General features: G+C 68.0%; 12 protein-coding genes. 5 read left to right on the forward strand and 7 right to left on the reverse strand.

Annotated features, from left to right (window positions below; all coding sequences use genetic code 11):
• Nucleotides 1–68: 68 nt before the first annotated feature.
• The 7 genes from SFB74_RS20605 to SFB74_RS20635 form a co-directional block, all read right to left on the reverse strand.
• Nucleotides 69–1181, reverse strand: coding sequence for an acyltransferase family protein (locus SFB74_RS20605; protein ID WP_432731971.1), 1113 nt, complete (start codon nucleotides 1179–1181; stop codon nucleotides 69–71).
• Nucleotides 1182–1240: 59 nt separating this feature from the next.
• A complete protein-coding gene (locus SFB74_RS20610) occupies nucleotides 1241–2203 on the reverse strand; it encodes an NAD(P)H-dependent flavin oxidoreductase (protein WP_432726146.1) in 963 nt (320 codons plus the stop codon).
• Nucleotides 2204–2299: 96 nt separating this feature from the next.
• Nucleotides 2300–4090 (reverse strand): acyl-CoA dehydrogenase, encoded by a 1791-nt coding sequence (locus SFB74_RS20615; protein WP_432726148.1) that lies wholly within the window; start codon nucleotides 4088–4090, stop codon nucleotides 2300–2302.
• 74 nt (nucleotides 4091–4164) lie between these two features.
• On the reverse strand, nucleotides 4165–5097 hold the full coding sequence (locus SFB74_RS20620; protein ID WP_093210121.1) for an electron transfer flavoprotein subunit alpha/FixB family protein: 933 nt from the start codon (nucleotides 5095–5097) through the stop codon (nucleotides 4165–4167).
• 14 nt (nucleotides 5098–5111) lie between these two features.
• Entirely contained in the window at nucleotides 5112–5861 is a 750-nt protein-coding gene (locus tag SFB74_RS20625; protein ID WP_432726149.1) for an electron transfer flavoprotein subunit beta/FixA family protein, read from the reverse strand.
• A 135-nt stretch (nucleotides 5862–5996) separates the two neighbouring features.
• On the reverse strand, nucleotides 5997–7277 hold the full coding sequence (locus SFB74_RS20630) for a mechanosensitive ion channel family protein (RefSeq protein WP_432726150.1): 1281 nt from the start codon (nucleotides 7275–7277) through the stop codon (nucleotides 5997–5999).
• A 44-nt stretch (nucleotides 7278–7321) separates the two neighbouring features.
• Nucleotides 7322–8275: a histone deacetylase family protein gene (locus SFB74_RS20635; protein ID WP_432726151.1), complete on the reverse strand. Its 954-nt coding sequence runs from the start codon at nucleotides 8273–8275 to the stop codon at nucleotides 7322–7324.
• An 80-nt stretch (nucleotides 8276–8355) separates the two neighbouring features.
• On the opposite strand from SFB74_RS20635, the gene SFB74_RS20640 reads away from it, so the two are divergent.
• From SFB74_RS20640 to SFB74_RS20660, 5 genes are read left to right on the forward strand one after another with little or no spacing between them, the layout of a single operon-like run.
• A complete protein-coding gene (locus tag SFB74_RS20640; RefSeq protein ID WP_093203005.1) occupies nucleotides 8356–9276 on the forward strand; it encodes an AAA family ATPase in 921 nt (306 codons plus the stop codon).
• Nucleotides 9273–10250, forward strand: coding sequence for a DUF58 domain-containing protein (locus SFB74_RS20645; RefSeq protein ID WP_432726152.1), 978 nt, complete (start codon nucleotides 9273–9275; stop codon nucleotides 10248–10250). Before SFB74_RS20640 ends, SFB74_RS20645 begins: the two co-directional genes overlap by 4 nt.
• 13 nt (nucleotides 10251–10263) lie before the next feature.
• Nucleotides 10264–12288 (forward strand): transglutaminaseTgpA domain-containing protein, encoded by a 2025-nt coding sequence (locus tag SFB74_RS20650; protein WP_432726153.1) that lies wholly within the window; start codon nucleotides 10264–10266, stop codon nucleotides 12286–12288.
• Between the two features lie 53 nt (nucleotides 12289–12341).
• Complete coding sequence (gene mltB, locus SFB74_RS20655) at nucleotides 12342–13472, forward strand: lytic murein transglycosylase B (RefSeq protein WP_432726154.1); 1131 nt, start codon at nucleotides 12342–12344, stop codon at nucleotides 13470–13472.
• Nucleotides 13469–14089 carry an HD domain-containing protein gene (locus tag SFB74_RS20660; RefSeq protein WP_432726155.1) on the forward strand — a complete coding sequence of 207 codons (621 nt, stop codon included), beginning with the start codon at nucleotides 13469–13471 and terminating at the stop codon, nucleotides 14087–14089. The genes mltB and SFB74_RS20660 overlap by 4 nt, the downstream gene beginning before the upstream one ends.
• The last annotated feature ends 4 nt before the right edge of the window (nucleotides 14090–14093 follow it).

Genomic DNA, 14093 nt, shown 5'->3' on the forward strand with positions numbered 1-14093 from the left:
CTGCGGCGCTCGAACGCAACCGGTTCAGGAAGATTTGGGCGGTGCGCCTGCGCCGGCGCGCCCGTCCTTTAATGAGAAACGACTATTCCGCTGACCAGCAGCGCGGCGAACAGCGTGAACACCGCCCGCCAGGAGGCCGGGCGCGCTTCCACCCAGCGGTACAGCAGTGCCGCCGCGACCACCGAAAGACCGAAGGTCACGACGAGACCGCACGCGTCAAACCACGAGCCGTGAGGCCCGGCGTTCGCAACTGCCGCGTTCATTGCGAGCAGCACCGGAAAGTGGATGAGGAACAGCGAGTACGACATGCGCCCCAGCCGCACAAGTGGCATGGCCACCATGGGCCAGTGCTTCGGCGACAGCCAGTTCCGCCGTTGCGCGACGGCAATCAGCAGCGCCGTGACCAACGCCGTGGCGATGCGGCTGCGCCAGTCGATGGCCAGCGCGCCCGCCCCCACCAGCGCCAGCAGCGCGATCGCGCTCTGCCACGTGCTGTATCGCGTCGCTCGACCGATCCAGAACACCAGCATGCCCAGACCATAGGTGCCGAAGAAATAGAAGGCCGTGTCGTCCAGCCCCGCGTTGCGATTGAAAAGCGCGAGCGAAGCCACCGCCAGGCCGAACACCAGCGCCACGGGCAGCCAGCGTGCCCGCAGGCCCTGCGGCACGGAGCCGCCGGCACGCTGCAGCATCGAGGGCAGGCCCACCAGCAGCAACGCCAACGCAAAGAGCTGGAAATCGATCGCCACGTACCAGACGCCCGTGGAGAGCGACTCGTAGCCCAGCAGGTCCTGCAGCAGCAGGCCGTGGGCAATCAATTGCCCGAAGGTCGGCGACGCCGGTACCACCTCTTCATCGAGCCATGGACGCACGACCGCGGCGACCAGCACGCACACGGTAAGCGCGGCGAGGTACGGCATGATGAGCCGGCCGTAGCGCTGCAGGATGCGCACCACCGGCCGTTCCACCCGCAGCGTGCCGTCGGGCGCGAGGCTCGCGGCCGCCAGGAAGCCCGCGATCACCAGGAACACCTGCACCGCCAGCCGGCCTTCATCGGCCAGCCAGGCGAAGAAATCGGGCGCGAGCGCATACGCGCCAGCCGGCATCGGGCCGTAGCGCGAGAGATGATGTCCGACGATCACCGCGCAGGCGATGCCCTTCGCCGCATCGAGCAGCGGCATGCGCCCCGCGGACGACGGCGGCGCGCCTGCAACAGGCGCGGCGCCGTTCGTTATCGAGGTCACAGCGCGAGCCGCTGCCTTGCCTCCTGGTATTCGCGCTTGAGCTTCTCGATGAAGGCGCCGGCCGTGGCCACTTCGGTTACGGCGCCGATGCCCTGGCCCGAGCCCCAGATGTCCTTCCAGGCCTTGGCCTTGCTGCCTTCGCCGCCGCCGAAGTTCATGGTCTTCACGTCGCCTTCGGGCAGGTTGGCCGGGTCCATGCCGGCCTTGATGATGCTGGGCGCCAGGTAGTTGCCGTGCACGCCGGTGAAGAGGCTCGAATAGACGATGTCGTCGGAGGTGCCGTCGACGATGGCCTGCTTGTAGTCGTCGCTCGCGCGCGCTTCCTCGGTCGCGATGAAGGCGGTGCCGATGTAGGCGAAGTCGGCGCCCATGGCCTGCGCCGCCAGCACCGCGCCGCCGGTGGCGATGGAGCCCGACAGCGCGATGGGGCCGTCGAACCACTGGCGGATTTCCTGCACCAGCGCGAACGGGCTCTTCGTGCCCGCATGGCCGCCGGCACCGGCCGCCACGGCGATGATGCCGTCGGCGCCCTTCTCGATCGCCTTCTGCGCGAACTTGTTGTTGATGATGTCGTGCAGCGTCACGCCGCCGTAGCTGTGCACGGCGTCGTTCACGTCGGTGCGCGCGCCCAGCGAGGTGATGACGATCGGCACCTTGTACTTCACGACCATCTCCATGTCGTGCTCGAGCCGGTCGTTGCTCTTGTGCACGATCTGGTTGATGGCAAACGGTGCCGCGGGCTTGTCCGGGTTGGCCTTGTTGTAGGCCGCGAGCTCCTCTGTGATCTCGGCGAGCCAGTCCTCGAGTTGCGCGGCGGGGCGCGCGTTGAGCGCCGGCATCGAGCCGACCACGCCCGCCTTGCATTGCGCAATCACGAGCTTGGGGTTGCTGATGATGAACAGCGGCGAGCCGATGATCGGCAGCGGCAGGTTCGCGAGGACGGGGGGCAGCTTGGACATGTCGTCTCCGGGAATGAATTCGGTCTTGTAAGAGTAAGAGAGAGAGGCCGCCATCGCCCGTCAGATGGGCGACAGCGGCGCTGCATCAGCAGGCGGTCAGAACGCCTCGAGCGCCAGCGCGGTCACGCTCTCGGCGCCGTCGACGATGCTGTCGCGGATGCCCGGCACCTTGTTGAGGATGTGCTCGGCATAGAAGCGCGCGGTGGCGATCTTGGCCAGCATGAAGTCGGTGTCGAAGCTGCGCGAAGCGAGGTCCTGCGCAATGATCAGCGAGCGCGCCAGCTGCCAGCCGGCCACCAGGTTGCCAGCGAGCATCAGGTAGGGCACGCTGCCCGCGAACACCGCGTTGGGCGAGGCCTTGGTCTGGCCCGCCACGAAATCGACCACCTCGACGAAGGCAACGCGCGCGGCCTTCAGGCGCTTGAGCACGGCCGCGGCAGCGGCGTTGTCGCTCTTGGCCAGCTCGGCCTCGGTCTTCTCGATCTGCGCGGCAATCGCCTTTGCAGTCTGGCCGCCGTCGCGCGCCGTCTTGCGGCCCACGAGGTCGTTGGCCTGGATGGCGGTGGTGCCTTCGTAGATCGTCAGGATCTTGGCGTCGCGGTAGTACTGCGCCGCGCCGGTCTCCTCGATGAAGCCCATGCCGCCGTGCACCTGCACGCCGAGCGAAGCCACTTCCAGGCTCATCTCGGTGCTGTAGCCCTTCACCAGCGGCACCATGAACTCGTAGAAGGCCTGGTTCTGCTTGCGCGCGTCCGCGTCGGGATGATGATGCGCGGCGTCGTAGGCGGCCGCGGCCACGCTCGACATCGCGCGGCACCCCTCGGTGTAGGCGCGCATCGTCATCAGCATGCGCTTGACGTCGGGGTGATGAATGATCGGCGCGCTGGTGTTGATGGAGCCATCCACCGGGCGGCTCTGCACACGCTCCTTGGCATAGGCCACCGCGTGCTGATAGGCACGCTCGGCGATCGCGATGCCCTGCATGCCCACGGCGTAGCGGGCCGAGTTCATCATGATGAACATGTACTCGAGGCCACGGTTTTCCTGGCCCACCAGATAGCCGATGGCGCCGCCATGGTCGCCGTACTGCAGCACGGCCGTCGGCGAGGCCTTGATGCCCATCTTGTGCTCGATGCTCACGCAGTGCACGTCGTTGCGCTCACCGAGCGAGCCGTCCTTGTTCACGAGGAACTTCGGCACGACGAACAGGCTGATGCCCTTCACGCCTTCCGGCGCACCGGCGACACGAGCCAGCACGAGGTGCACGATGTTCTCGGCCATGTCGTGCTCACCGTAGGTGATGAAGATCTTGGTGCCGAACACCTTGTAGGTGCCATCGGGCTGCGGCTCCGCGCGGCTGCGCACCATGGCGAGGTCGCTGCCGGCCTGCGGCTCGGTGAGGTTCATCGTGCCGGTCCACTGGCCGCTCACGATTTTCTCGAGATAGGTGGCCTTGAGCTCGTCGGAGCCGGCCGTGAGCAGCGCCTCGATGGCGCCGTCGCTCAGCAACGGGCACAGCGCGAAGCTCATGTTGGCCGAGTTGAGCATTTCGCCGCAGGCCGCGCCGATGGTCTTGGGCAGGCCCTGGCCGCCGAAGTCCGCCGGATGCTGCAGCCCCTGCCACCCGCCCGCCACGTACTGCGCGAAGGCTTCCTTGAAGCCCGGCGTGGTGGTGACGGCGCCGTCCTTGAACGACGAGGGATTGCGGTCGCCCGGCACGTTCAGCGGCGCGATCACGTCCTGGTTGAAGCGCGCGCACTCTTCGAGCACGGCCTGCGCGGTTTCGAGGCCGGCGTCCTCGAAGCCCGGCAGCTTCGCGATCTCGCCGATGTTGGCCAAGTGTTCGATGTCGAACAGCATGTCCTTGATGGGGGCGGTGTAGCTCATGTCATGTCTCCAGATACAGCGGATACGAAAAGGGCATCGCGAACGATGCCCTCTGGCTCAGTGCAGCGATGCGATCAGAGCGCCTTCACCAGTTCCGGCACGGCCGTGAACAGGTCGGCCACGAGGCCGTAGTCGGCCACCGAGAAGATCGGGGCTTCTTCGTCCTTGTTGATCGCCACGATCACCTTGGAGTCCTTCATGCCGGCCAAATGCTGGATTGCACCCGAGATGCCTGCGGCGATGTACAGCTGCGGAGCGACGATCTTGCCCGTCTGGCCGACTTGCCAGTCGTTGGGGGCGTAGCCCGCGTCGACGGCTGCACGGCTGGCACCGAGGCCGGCGTTCAGCTTGTCGGCCAGGGGGGCCATCACTTCGGTGAACTTCTCGGCGCTGCCCAGGGCGCGGCCACCCGAGACGATGATCTTGGCGGCCGTCAGTTCGGGGCGCTCGCTCTTGGTGACTTCGCGGCCCACGAAGCTGCTCTTGCCGCTGTCGGCCACGCCTGCAGCGTTCTCCACTGCTGCGCTGCCACCGGTGGCGGCTGCTGCATCGAAACCGGTCGTGCGAACGGTGATCACCTTGGTCGCGTCGCTGCTCTGCACGGTGGCAATCGCATTGCCCGCGTAGATCGGACGCTCGAAGGTGTCGGCGCTCACCACGGCCGTGATGTCGCTGATCTGCGCCACGTCGAGCTTGGCGGCCACGCGCGGAGCGACGTTCTTGCCGTTGGCGGTCGAGGGGAACAGGATGTGGCTGTAGTTGCCGGCAATGGCCAGCACCTGGGCTGCGACGTTCTCGGCGAGGTTCTCAGCCAGGCTCGGGCTGTCGGCTGCGATGACTTTGGAGACACCAGCGATCTGGGCGGCTGCCTTGGCAGCTTCGGCCGCATTGGCGCCAGCCACCAGCACGTGGACGTCGCCGCCGCAAGCCAGCGCTGCGGTCACGGTGTTGAGGGTGGCCGGCTTGATGCTGGCGTGGTCGTGTTCTGCAATGACGAGTGCGGTCATGTTCGTTTTCTTCCTCAGATCACTTTGGCTTCGTTCTTCAGCTTGTCCACCAGGGTGGCGACGTCAGGCACCTTGATGCCGGCACCGCGCTTGGGCGGCTCAGCGACCTTCAGCGTCTTCAGGCGCGGCTTCACATCGACGCCCAGGTCTTCGGGCTTGACCGTGTCGAGCTGCTTCTTCTTGGCCTTCATGATGTTGGGCAGCGTCACGTAGCGCGGCTCGTTCAGGCGCAGGTCGGTGGTGATGACCGCGGGCAGCGTGAGCGCGACGGTTTCCAGTCCGCCGTCGACTTCACGGGTGACGGTGGCCTTGTCACCGGCGACTTCGACCTTCGAGGCGAAGGTGGCTTGGGGAAGATCGGCCAGCGCAGCCAGCATCTGGCCGGTCTGGTTGGCATCGTCGTCGATGGCCTGCTTGCCGAGGATCACGAGAGAAGGCTGTTCCTTGTCGACCAGCGCCTTCAGCAGCTTGGCCACGGCCAGGGGCTGCAGTTCTTCGGTGGTTTCCACCAGGATGCCGCGGTCGGCGCCGATGGCCATGGCGGTGCGCAGGGTTTCCTGGCTCTTGGCGTCGCCGCAGGAGACGGCGATCACCTCGGTGACCACGCCCTTTTCCTTCAGCCGAACCGCTTCTTCAACGGCGATCTCGTCGAAGGGGTTCATGCTCATCTTGACGTTGGCAATGTCCACTCCGGTGCCGTCGCTCTTCACGCGCACCTTCACGTTGTAGTCGACGACCCGTTTGACAGGTACAAGAACCTTCATTGACTTGACTCCATTGGATTGCAAAAGGGGGCTTCGAGGGCAGCCGGCCATTCTAGGACGCGACCTTTGCGGCCTCTCCGTTCTTCCTGCCGGCGCGGACGCCGATAAAAAAAGAACGATCGTGCTTTTTCGTGATTATAAAGCAGCGTCGGGTGCCTGAACCACTCCAGCCGGTAAAGACTCCACACGCACCACGCGCTGCGGATAGGGAATATCGATGCCCGCGCCGCGCAACCCGTCGAGGATCGCGATGTTGATCGCCGAGCGCAGGTTGTCCTTGCCCTTGTCCGGGTCGGCCACCCAGAAGTTGAGCGTGAACTCCAGCCCGTCGGGCGCGAAGTTCATGAGGAAGGCCACCGGCGCCGGGTCGGTCATCACGCGCGGCTGGGCCTTGGCCGCCTCGCACAGGATGGACTGGACCTGCGCCACGTCGCTCTCGTAGCCGACCACGATGGTGGTCGTGATGTTGAACTTGCGGTCGGCCAGCGAGAGGTTTTCCACCCGGCTGGTGATCAGCGACTCGTTCGGCACGATGGCCTCGCGCCCGTTGCCCGCGCGAATGAGCGTGTAGCGGGTCTTGATGTCGGTGATGCGGCCCTCGAAGGTGTCGACCTTGACGTTGTCGCCGATGCGGATCGAGCGCTCCAGCAGGATCACGAAGCCGCTCACGTAGTTGGCCGCCAGCTTCTGCAGGCCGAAACCCAGGCCCACGCCGAGCGCGCCGCCCAGCACCGAGAGGGCCGTCAGGTCCACACCCACCGCCGAAAGCGCAAACAGCAGGCCTACCAGCAGCAGGAAGGCGCGCACCGCGTTCGATGCCACCTTGCGCATCGACAGGTCGGAAACCGCCTCGCGCAGGATGCGTTTCTCGATGGTGCTGGAGATCCACAGCGAGATCATCAGCACCACGCCCGCCGACAGCACGCCCTGGAAGATGGTCTGCAGGCTCACCCGCGTCTTACCGAAGGCCAGCGTGATGTCGTCGAGCTCGGCCAGCACCGGCGGCAGCAGCCCCACGATCCAGAGCACCGCCGCGATCCAGGCCAGCCACGAGATCGTGCGCTCGATCAGCCTGACGAGATTGGAGGCCGGGAACACCGCCCTGAGCACCCGCGCGAACAGCCGGATGACGGCCAGCGACAGGAACACAGGCACCGCGATGCGCAGCACCAGCACCGTCTGGAAATCGAGCGCCGCGCGCCGCGCGAGGTCGGTGAACACCAGCGCCAGCAGCGGGAACAGCAGCCCGTCGAAGGTGCTCTCGCCGAACCAGATGGAATCCTTGGGCTGGTCGCGACCGAACCATTTGCAGATCGCCCAGGCCAGCGCCACGCAGGCCACCAGCGCGATCAGCTCGATGCCCAGGCCGCGCGCGTCGACCTGGTTCAGTCGTTGGAGGAAATCGTTGAAATTCATCTATCGGTTGAGACGGGACATGGACGCCGGTCGCGCCGGCGGCGTCACAGGGAGGCCAGCACGCGGATGTGGGCTTCCACGCTGCGTGCCAGCGCGTCGAGGTTGTAGCCGCCCTCGAGCATCGAGACGATACGGCCCTTCGAATGGCGCCTCGCAACATCGTGTATGCGGCCCGTGATCCAGGCGAAGTCGTTCTCGTTGAGGCCCAGCTGGCCCAGGTCGTCCTCGCGGTGCGCGTCGAAGCCGGCGCTGACGAAGATCATCTGCGGCTTGAACTCCTCCAGCCGCGGCATCCAGGTCGCCTCGATCATCTCGCGCACGTCCATGCCTCGGGTGTAAGCCGGGATCGGCAGGTTGAGCATGTTCGACGCCGGGTGGTTCGTGCCGCTGTACGGGTAGAACGGATGCTGGAAGAAGCCCACCATCAGCACGCGCGGATCGTTCGAAAGAATGTCCTCGGTGCCGTTGCCGTGGTGCACGTCGAAATCGACGATGGCCACGCGCTCGATGCCGTGCGCCTCGATGGCATGCCGCGCGGCAATGGCCACGTTGTTGAAGAAGCAGAAGCCCATCGCCTGCTCCCGGCAGGCATGGTGGCCGGGCGGGCGCACCGAGCAAAAGGCGTTTTCCAGGTCGCCGGCGATCACCGCGTCGGTGGCGGCAATCGCAGCGCCGGCGGCACGGCGAGCAGCCAGCAGGGTGTAGCGGGTGAGCGTGGTGTCGGGGTCGACCTGCGCATGATCGGGGCCGCCGGCGGGCTCGTCGGCCACCAGGCGCTGGTGCAGCGACTCCAGGTACTCGACGTGCTCCGTGCTGTGCGCCCGGGTGAGCTGCTCCAGCGTGGCCAGCGGCACCTCCCGGTGCTCCAGCGCGTCGCCCACGCCGGTGAGCAGGAGGCGGTCCTCGATGGCATCCAGCCGGCCGGGGCACTCGGGATGCCCTCCGCCCATGTCGTGCTTCCAGAAGTCCCGGTGTGTGAAGTAGCCTGTCTTGCCCATGTGTCTCTGTCGCCACGTCTAGACCTCACGCAGCATGGGGCCGGCGGGTCTTACGGTATCGTTTGCATATGGATACAAATATGGACGTTGCCGCAAAGCTAGCCACTTTGTTAACTCAGCTTAACACGGTGATCGTGGGCAAAGAGGCCCAGGTTCGCGACTGCGTGGCCTGCCTGCTGGCGGGCGGCCACCTGCTGATCGAGGACGTGCCGGGCGTCGGCAAGACCACCCTCGCCCACGCGCTCTCGCACACCTTCGGGCTGCAGTTCTCCCGCGTGCAGTTCACCGCCGACCTGATGCCGGGCGACCTCTCGGGCGTGGCGATCTACGACCGGGGCCAGCAGGCCTTCACCTTCCACCCCGGGCCGATCTTCGCGCAGGTGCTGCTGGCCGACGAAATCAACCGCGCCAGCCCCAAGACCCAGAGCGCGCTGCTCGAGGCCATGGAAGAAAAGCAGGTCACCGTCGAGGGCGAGACCCGCCCCCTGCCCACGCCCTTCTTCGTGATCGCCACCCAGAACCCGCAGGACCAGCTCGGCACCTTCGCCCTGCCCGAGTCGCAGCTCGACCGCTTCCTGATGCGCATCTCGCTCGGCTACCCCGACCGCGCCGCCGAGCGCCAGCTGCTCGCTGGCGTCGACCGCCGCGAAATGCTCGCCACCCTGCCCGCCATGCTGACCGCCGGCGAGCTGACCGCGCTGCAGCAGCGCGTGCAGCAGGTGCACGCGGCCGATCCGCTGCTCAACTACGTGCAGGACCTGATCGCAGCCACACGCTCGGGCCGATGGTTCCTGCAGGGCCTGTCGCCGCGCGCCGGCATCGCGGTGCTGCGCGCCGCCAAGGCGCAGGCGCTGCTGGCCAACCGCAACTACGTCGCGCCCGACGACGTGCAGGCCGTGCTGCCGCAAACGATCGCGCACCGCCTCACGCCCGTGGGCGACGCCGGCCGCGGCGCTGTCGAGCAGGTGCGAGCGATGATCGCCGCCGTGCCATTGCCGTGAGCCCTGTCGGCGTCATCCGCTCGCGCATCGACGGCTGGTTCCTGTCGCGCCGGCCCCCGTCCGACACGCTGGAGCTCACCCAGCGCAACGTCTACATCCTGCCCACGCGTGCCGGATGGACGCTGGGCGCGACGCTGCTGGTGCTGCTGATCGCCTCGATCAACTACCAGCTCAACCTGGGCTACCTGCTCACCTTCCTGCTCGCCGGCAGCGTGGCCGTGGGCATGCACGTGTGCCATGGCACGCTGCGCGGGCTGGCGATGCACATGGTGCAGCCCGAGGCGCATTACGCGGGCGCCGCCGCCGTCTTCCGGGTGGTGCTGCACAACACCAGGCGCCGGGTGCGCTACGGCATCGGCATGGCGGTGCGCGGCAGCGGGCAGTGGGCCTGGACCGACGTGCCGGCCGAAGGCACATCCACCGTCGAGATCGCCTTTCAGCCCGAGCGGCGCGGATTGCACCCGGTGCCGCCGCTCACGGCAGAAACGCGCTTCCCGCTCGGCACTTTCCGCGTGTGGACGGTCTGGCGGCCGGCCGCGCAGATGCTGGTCTACCCGACGCCCGAGGCCCATCCGCCGCCGCTGCCGCCGGGCGAGCCCCTTTCCGGGCCGGCCGCGCTGACCGCCTCGATGCGTGCCCACAGCGCCGGCGAATACGACGGCGTGCGTGCCTACCGCCGCGGCGATCCATTGAAGCTCGTGGTCTGGAAGAAGGCCGCTCGCGCGCAGGCGACCGGCTCGGAAGACCTCGTCAGCCGCGACACCCAGCAGGCCCAGCGCGAAGAGCTCTGGCTCGACGCGCAGGCCGCCGGCCTAGCGGATACCGAAGGCCGCCTCTCGCGCCTGTGCGCCTGGGTGCTGATGGCCGACCGGCTGGGCGTCGACTACGGCCTGCGGGTGGCCGGCCGCGTCGTGAAGCCCTCCCAGGGCGAGGCCCACCGCCGGGCCTGCCTCGAGGCCCTGGCCCTTTGTTGAACGGGAGCGCCGCATGAACCGAGTGATGCGCGAACTCGCCGCCCTGCCCCGCGACGCGCGGGACACGCTTTTCCTTCTCTGCGTGATCGGCCTGATCCTGCTGCCGCAGATCGAAAACCTGCCGTGGTGGTGCTCGGCCCTCACCGCGATGGTGCTGCTGTGGCGCGCCTCGCTGGCCGTGCAGGCGCGGCCGCTTCCCAGCCGGTGGTGGCGCCTCGCGCTGCTGGCGCTGATACTGGGCGCCACCTACGCCACCCACCGCACGCTGCTGGGCCGCGACGCGGGCGTCACGCTGATCGTGAGCCTGCTCGCGCTCAAGACGCTGGAGCTGCGCGCGCGGCGCGACGCCTTCGTCATCTTCTTCCTGGGCTTCTTCGCGATGCTCACGAACTTCTTCTATTCGCAGTCGCTGCTGACGGCCTTCACCATGCTGCTGGCGCTGCTGGGCCTGCTGACGGCGCTGGTCAACGCCCACATGCCGGTAGGCCGGCCGCCGCTGATGCAGGCCGCGCGCACCGCCGGCTGGATGGCGCTGGCGGGCGCGCCGATCATGCTCGCGCTGTTCCTGCTGTTCCCGCGCTTCGCGCCGCTCTGGGGCACGCCCAGCGACGCCATGATGGGACGCAGCGGCCTGTCGAACAGCATGCGCGTGGGCACGATTGCCGAGCTGGCGCTCGACGACCGCATCGCCGCGCGCATCAAGTTCGAGGACGGCCAGGCACCGCCGCAGAGCCAGCTCTACTTCCGCGGACCGGTGCTGGCGCAGTTCGACGGCCGCGAGTGGACCACCCTGCCCTCGTGGGCGCGCGGCTCGCAGTGGGCGTCCAACCTGCGCGTGAGCGGCTCGCCCGTGCGCTACGAGGTCACGCTCGAAGCCAGCAACCGCCCCTGGCTGCTGACCCTCGACGTCGCGCAGCGCCCGCCCGAGGTGCCCGGCTTCGAGGTCAGCGGCACACCCGACCTGCAGTGGTTCGCCAGCCGCCCGATCAACGACCTCGTGCGCTACAGCGCCGAGAGCTACACGCAGTTCCAGAGCGGCCCGCTCAAGCGCACCGGCGGCCAGCTGCAGGCCTACCTCGCGCTGCCGCCGGGCACCAACCCGCGCACCGCCGCGCTCGCCGCCGAGATGCGCGCCGACCCCGCGCTGGCCCAGGCCGACACGCAGGCCTTCGTGCAGGCTGCCCTGCGGCGGCTGCGCACCGGCGGCTACACCTACACGCTGGAGCCCGGCGTCTACGGCAACGACACGGCCGACGAGTTCTGGTTCGACCGCAAGCAAGGCTTCTGCGAGCACATCGCTTCGGCCTTCGTGGTGCTGATGCGCAACCTGGGCATTCCGTCGCGCATCGTCACCGGCTACCAGGGCGGCGAGCTCAACAACGTCGACAACTACTGGGTCGTGCGCCAGAGCGACGCCCACGCCTGGGCCGAGGTCTGGCAGGAAGGCACCGGCTGGATGCGCGTGGACCCCACCGGTTCCGTCGCGCCGGGGCGCATCGGCCAGTTCCAGCGCCTGACCCCGCAGCCCGGCCTGATCGCGGGCGCCATCGGCTCGATGAGCCCCACGCTCGCGCAGAACCTGCGCGCCGCCTGGGAGGCCGTGAACAACGGCTGGAACCAGTGGGTGCTCAACTACACGCAGAGCCGCCAACTCAACCTGCTGAAGAACATCGGCTTCGAGGCGCCCAGCCTCGAAGACCTGGCCTATGTGCTTCTCTACCTGCTGGTGGCCGCCAGCCTGGCCGGCGCCGGCTGGACGCTGTGGGAGCGCAGCCGGCACGACCCGTGGCTGCGCCTGCTGGGCCAGGCGCGCGCCCGGCTTGCCAAGGCCGGCCTGAAACTGTCCGACACCACGCCGCCGCGCCAGATGGCGCAGGAGGCCGATGCACGCTTCGGCCCAGCGGCACAGGCCGTGCGCGACTGGCTGCTCAAGCTCGAGGCGCAACGCTACGCGCCGGCCACGCCCGACTCGCTTTCCGCCCTGCGCGCGGAATTCAGGCGCCTCGCGTGGCCCAGCGCCGATCCTGCAAGGGGCTGAAACCACATGTGTCGCTGAAGAGGGGCCGCGCGGGCGGACGGCACAATGGGCCCATGCGATTCCTTCTTCCCAAGCCTTCGCGCACCGCCACGGCGGCCGCTGCCGCCGCCCTCCTCGCCGCCTGCTGCCTCGCATGGTCCACGGGGGCCCAGGCCCAGAAGTCCTCCAACGGCCGCACCGGGGCGTCCAGCCCGGTACGCGGCAGCACGCCCTACGCGACGCGCGACGACGCGATGCAGTTCGCCGACGACGTGGCCGGGCGCCGCGGCCTCGATCGCGAATGGGTGCGCGCCACCATCGGCAGCGCGCGCTTCCTGCCCAACGTGCCGCGCCTCATGCTGCCGGGCCCCGTGGGCACGGTGAAGAACTGGCAGACCTACCGCGGCCGCTTCATCGACCCGGTGCGCATCGCGGCCGGCGTGCGCTTCTGGCGCGCGAATGCCGACACGCTGGCACGCGCCGAGCAGGTGTACGGCGTGCCGCCGGAAATCATCGTCGGCATCATCGGCGTGGAGACCATCTACGGCCGCAACATGGGCAACTTCCGCGTGATCGACGCACTGGCCACGCTCTCCTTCGACTTTCCCGATGCACATCCGCGCGCGGCCGACCGCCGGGCCTTCTTCCGCGGCGAGCTCGAGAGCTTCCTGAGCACCGAGAGCCGCACCGCCGAAGACCCGCTCGTGCCCGTGGGCAGCTACGCCGGGGCCATGGGCATGCCGCAGTTCATGCCCAGCAGCATCGCCAAGTACGCGGTCGACTTCGACGGCGACAGCCGTATCGATCTCGTCAACAACCCGGCCGACGTGATCGGCTCGGTCGCCAACTACTTCAAGTCCTTCGGCTGGACGCCGGGCATGCCGGCCATCTACCCGGTGCATTTCGAGGAAGCGCGACTGCAGAAGGCGCTGCTGCTGGCGCCCGACATCCTGCCGAGCTTCAGCGCCGACAGCTTCGTGGCGGCCGGCGCGGTGCCCGAGGGAGACGGCATCAACCACAAGGGCCTGCTCGCGCTGATCGAGCTGCAGAACGGCCTGGACATGCCGCCGACCTACGTGGCCGGCACGCGCAACTTCTACGTGATCACGCGCTACAACTGGAGCAGCTACTACGCCATGTCCGTGCTCGACCTGGGCCAGGAGGTCAAGGCGGCGATGGAGCAGCAGCAACAGGCGGCAAGGTGACGCCCGAGGCGCTGCACGCGAACTGGACAGCAGCATGGCATGCGCTGGGCGTCGCATCGCCCGGCAATGCGTTGTGCGAAGAACTCCAGCGCTGCTACGCCGAGCCGCAGCGCCACTACCACACGATGCAGCACCTGGGCGAATGCCTTGCGTGGTTCGAGCGCGAAAAGGCGCTGGCCGGACATCCGGGCGAAGTCGCGCTCGCTCTGTGGTTCCATGACGCGATCTACGACGTGCATGCGCACGACAACGAGGCGCGCAGTGCGGACTGGGCACGTCGGGCGCTGCTCGATGCGGGCGTCGACGCAGCAGCAGCCGACCGCGTCCACGCGCTCGTGATGGCCACGCGCCACGACGCAGTGCCCGAAGGACGCGATGCCGAACTGCTGATCGACATCGACCTGTCGATCCTCGGCGCCGAGCGCGCGCGCTTCGACGAATACGAGCGGCAGGTGCAGGCCGAATACGCTTTTGTTCCCGATGAGGTGCGGCTGCCGCGCCGCCGGGCGATCCTTCAGCGCTTCCTGGACCGCGAAGCCATCTACGCCACGCCGCGCATGCACGCGCAACTCGAGGCACGGGCGCGCGCCAACCTCCAGCGCTCCATCTCCGGCTGAGGCT

Source organism: Variovorax xiamenensis, assembly GCF_050916385.1.
GTDB lineage: Bacteria > Pseudomonadota > Gammaproteobacteria > Burkholderiales > Burkholderiaceae_C > Variovorax.

Excerpts from the sequence above, each read along its gene's own strand:
- SFB74_RS20605 (WP_432731971.1), bottom strand. The coding sequence starts at position 1,181 with ATGCCGCTGCTCGATGCGGCGAAGGGCATCGCCTGCGCGGTGATCGTC.
- SFB74_RS20610 (WP_432726146.1), bottom strand. The coding sequence starts at position 2,203 with ATGTCCAAGCTGCCCCCCGTCCTCGCGAACCTGCCGCTGCCGATCATC.
- SFB74_RS20615 (WP_432726148.1), bottom strand. The coding sequence starts at position 4,090 with ATGAGCTACACCGCCCCCATCAAGGACATGCTGTTCGACATCGAACAC.
- SFB74_RS20620 (WP_093210121.1), bottom strand. The coding sequence starts at position 5,097 with ATGACCGCACTCGTCATTGCAGAACACGACCACGCCAGCATCAAGCCG.
- SFB74_RS20625 (WP_432726149.1), bottom strand. The coding sequence starts at position 5,861 with ATGAAGGTTCTTGTACCTGTCAAACGGGTCGTCGACTACAACGTGAAG.
- SFB74_RS20630 (WP_432726150.1), bottom strand. The coding sequence starts at position 7,277 with ATGAATTTCAACGATTTCCTCCAACGACTGAACCAGGTCGACGCGCGC.
- SFB74_RS20635 (WP_432726151.1), bottom strand. The coding sequence starts at position 8,275 with ATGGGCAAGACAGGCTACTTCACACACCGGGACTTCTGGAAGCACGAC.
- SFB74_RS20640 (WP_093203005.1), top strand. The coding sequence starts at position 8,356 with ATGGACGTTGCCGCAAAGCTAGCCACTTTGTTAACTCAGCTTAACACG.
- SFB74_RS20650 (WP_432726153.1), top strand. The coding sequence starts at position 10,264 with ATGAACCGAGTGATGCGCGAACTCGCCGCCCTGCCCCGCGACGCGCGG.
- mltB (WP_432726154.1), top strand. The coding sequence starts at position 12,342 with ATGCGATTCCTTCTTCCCAAGCCTTCGCGCACCGCCACGGCGGCCGCT.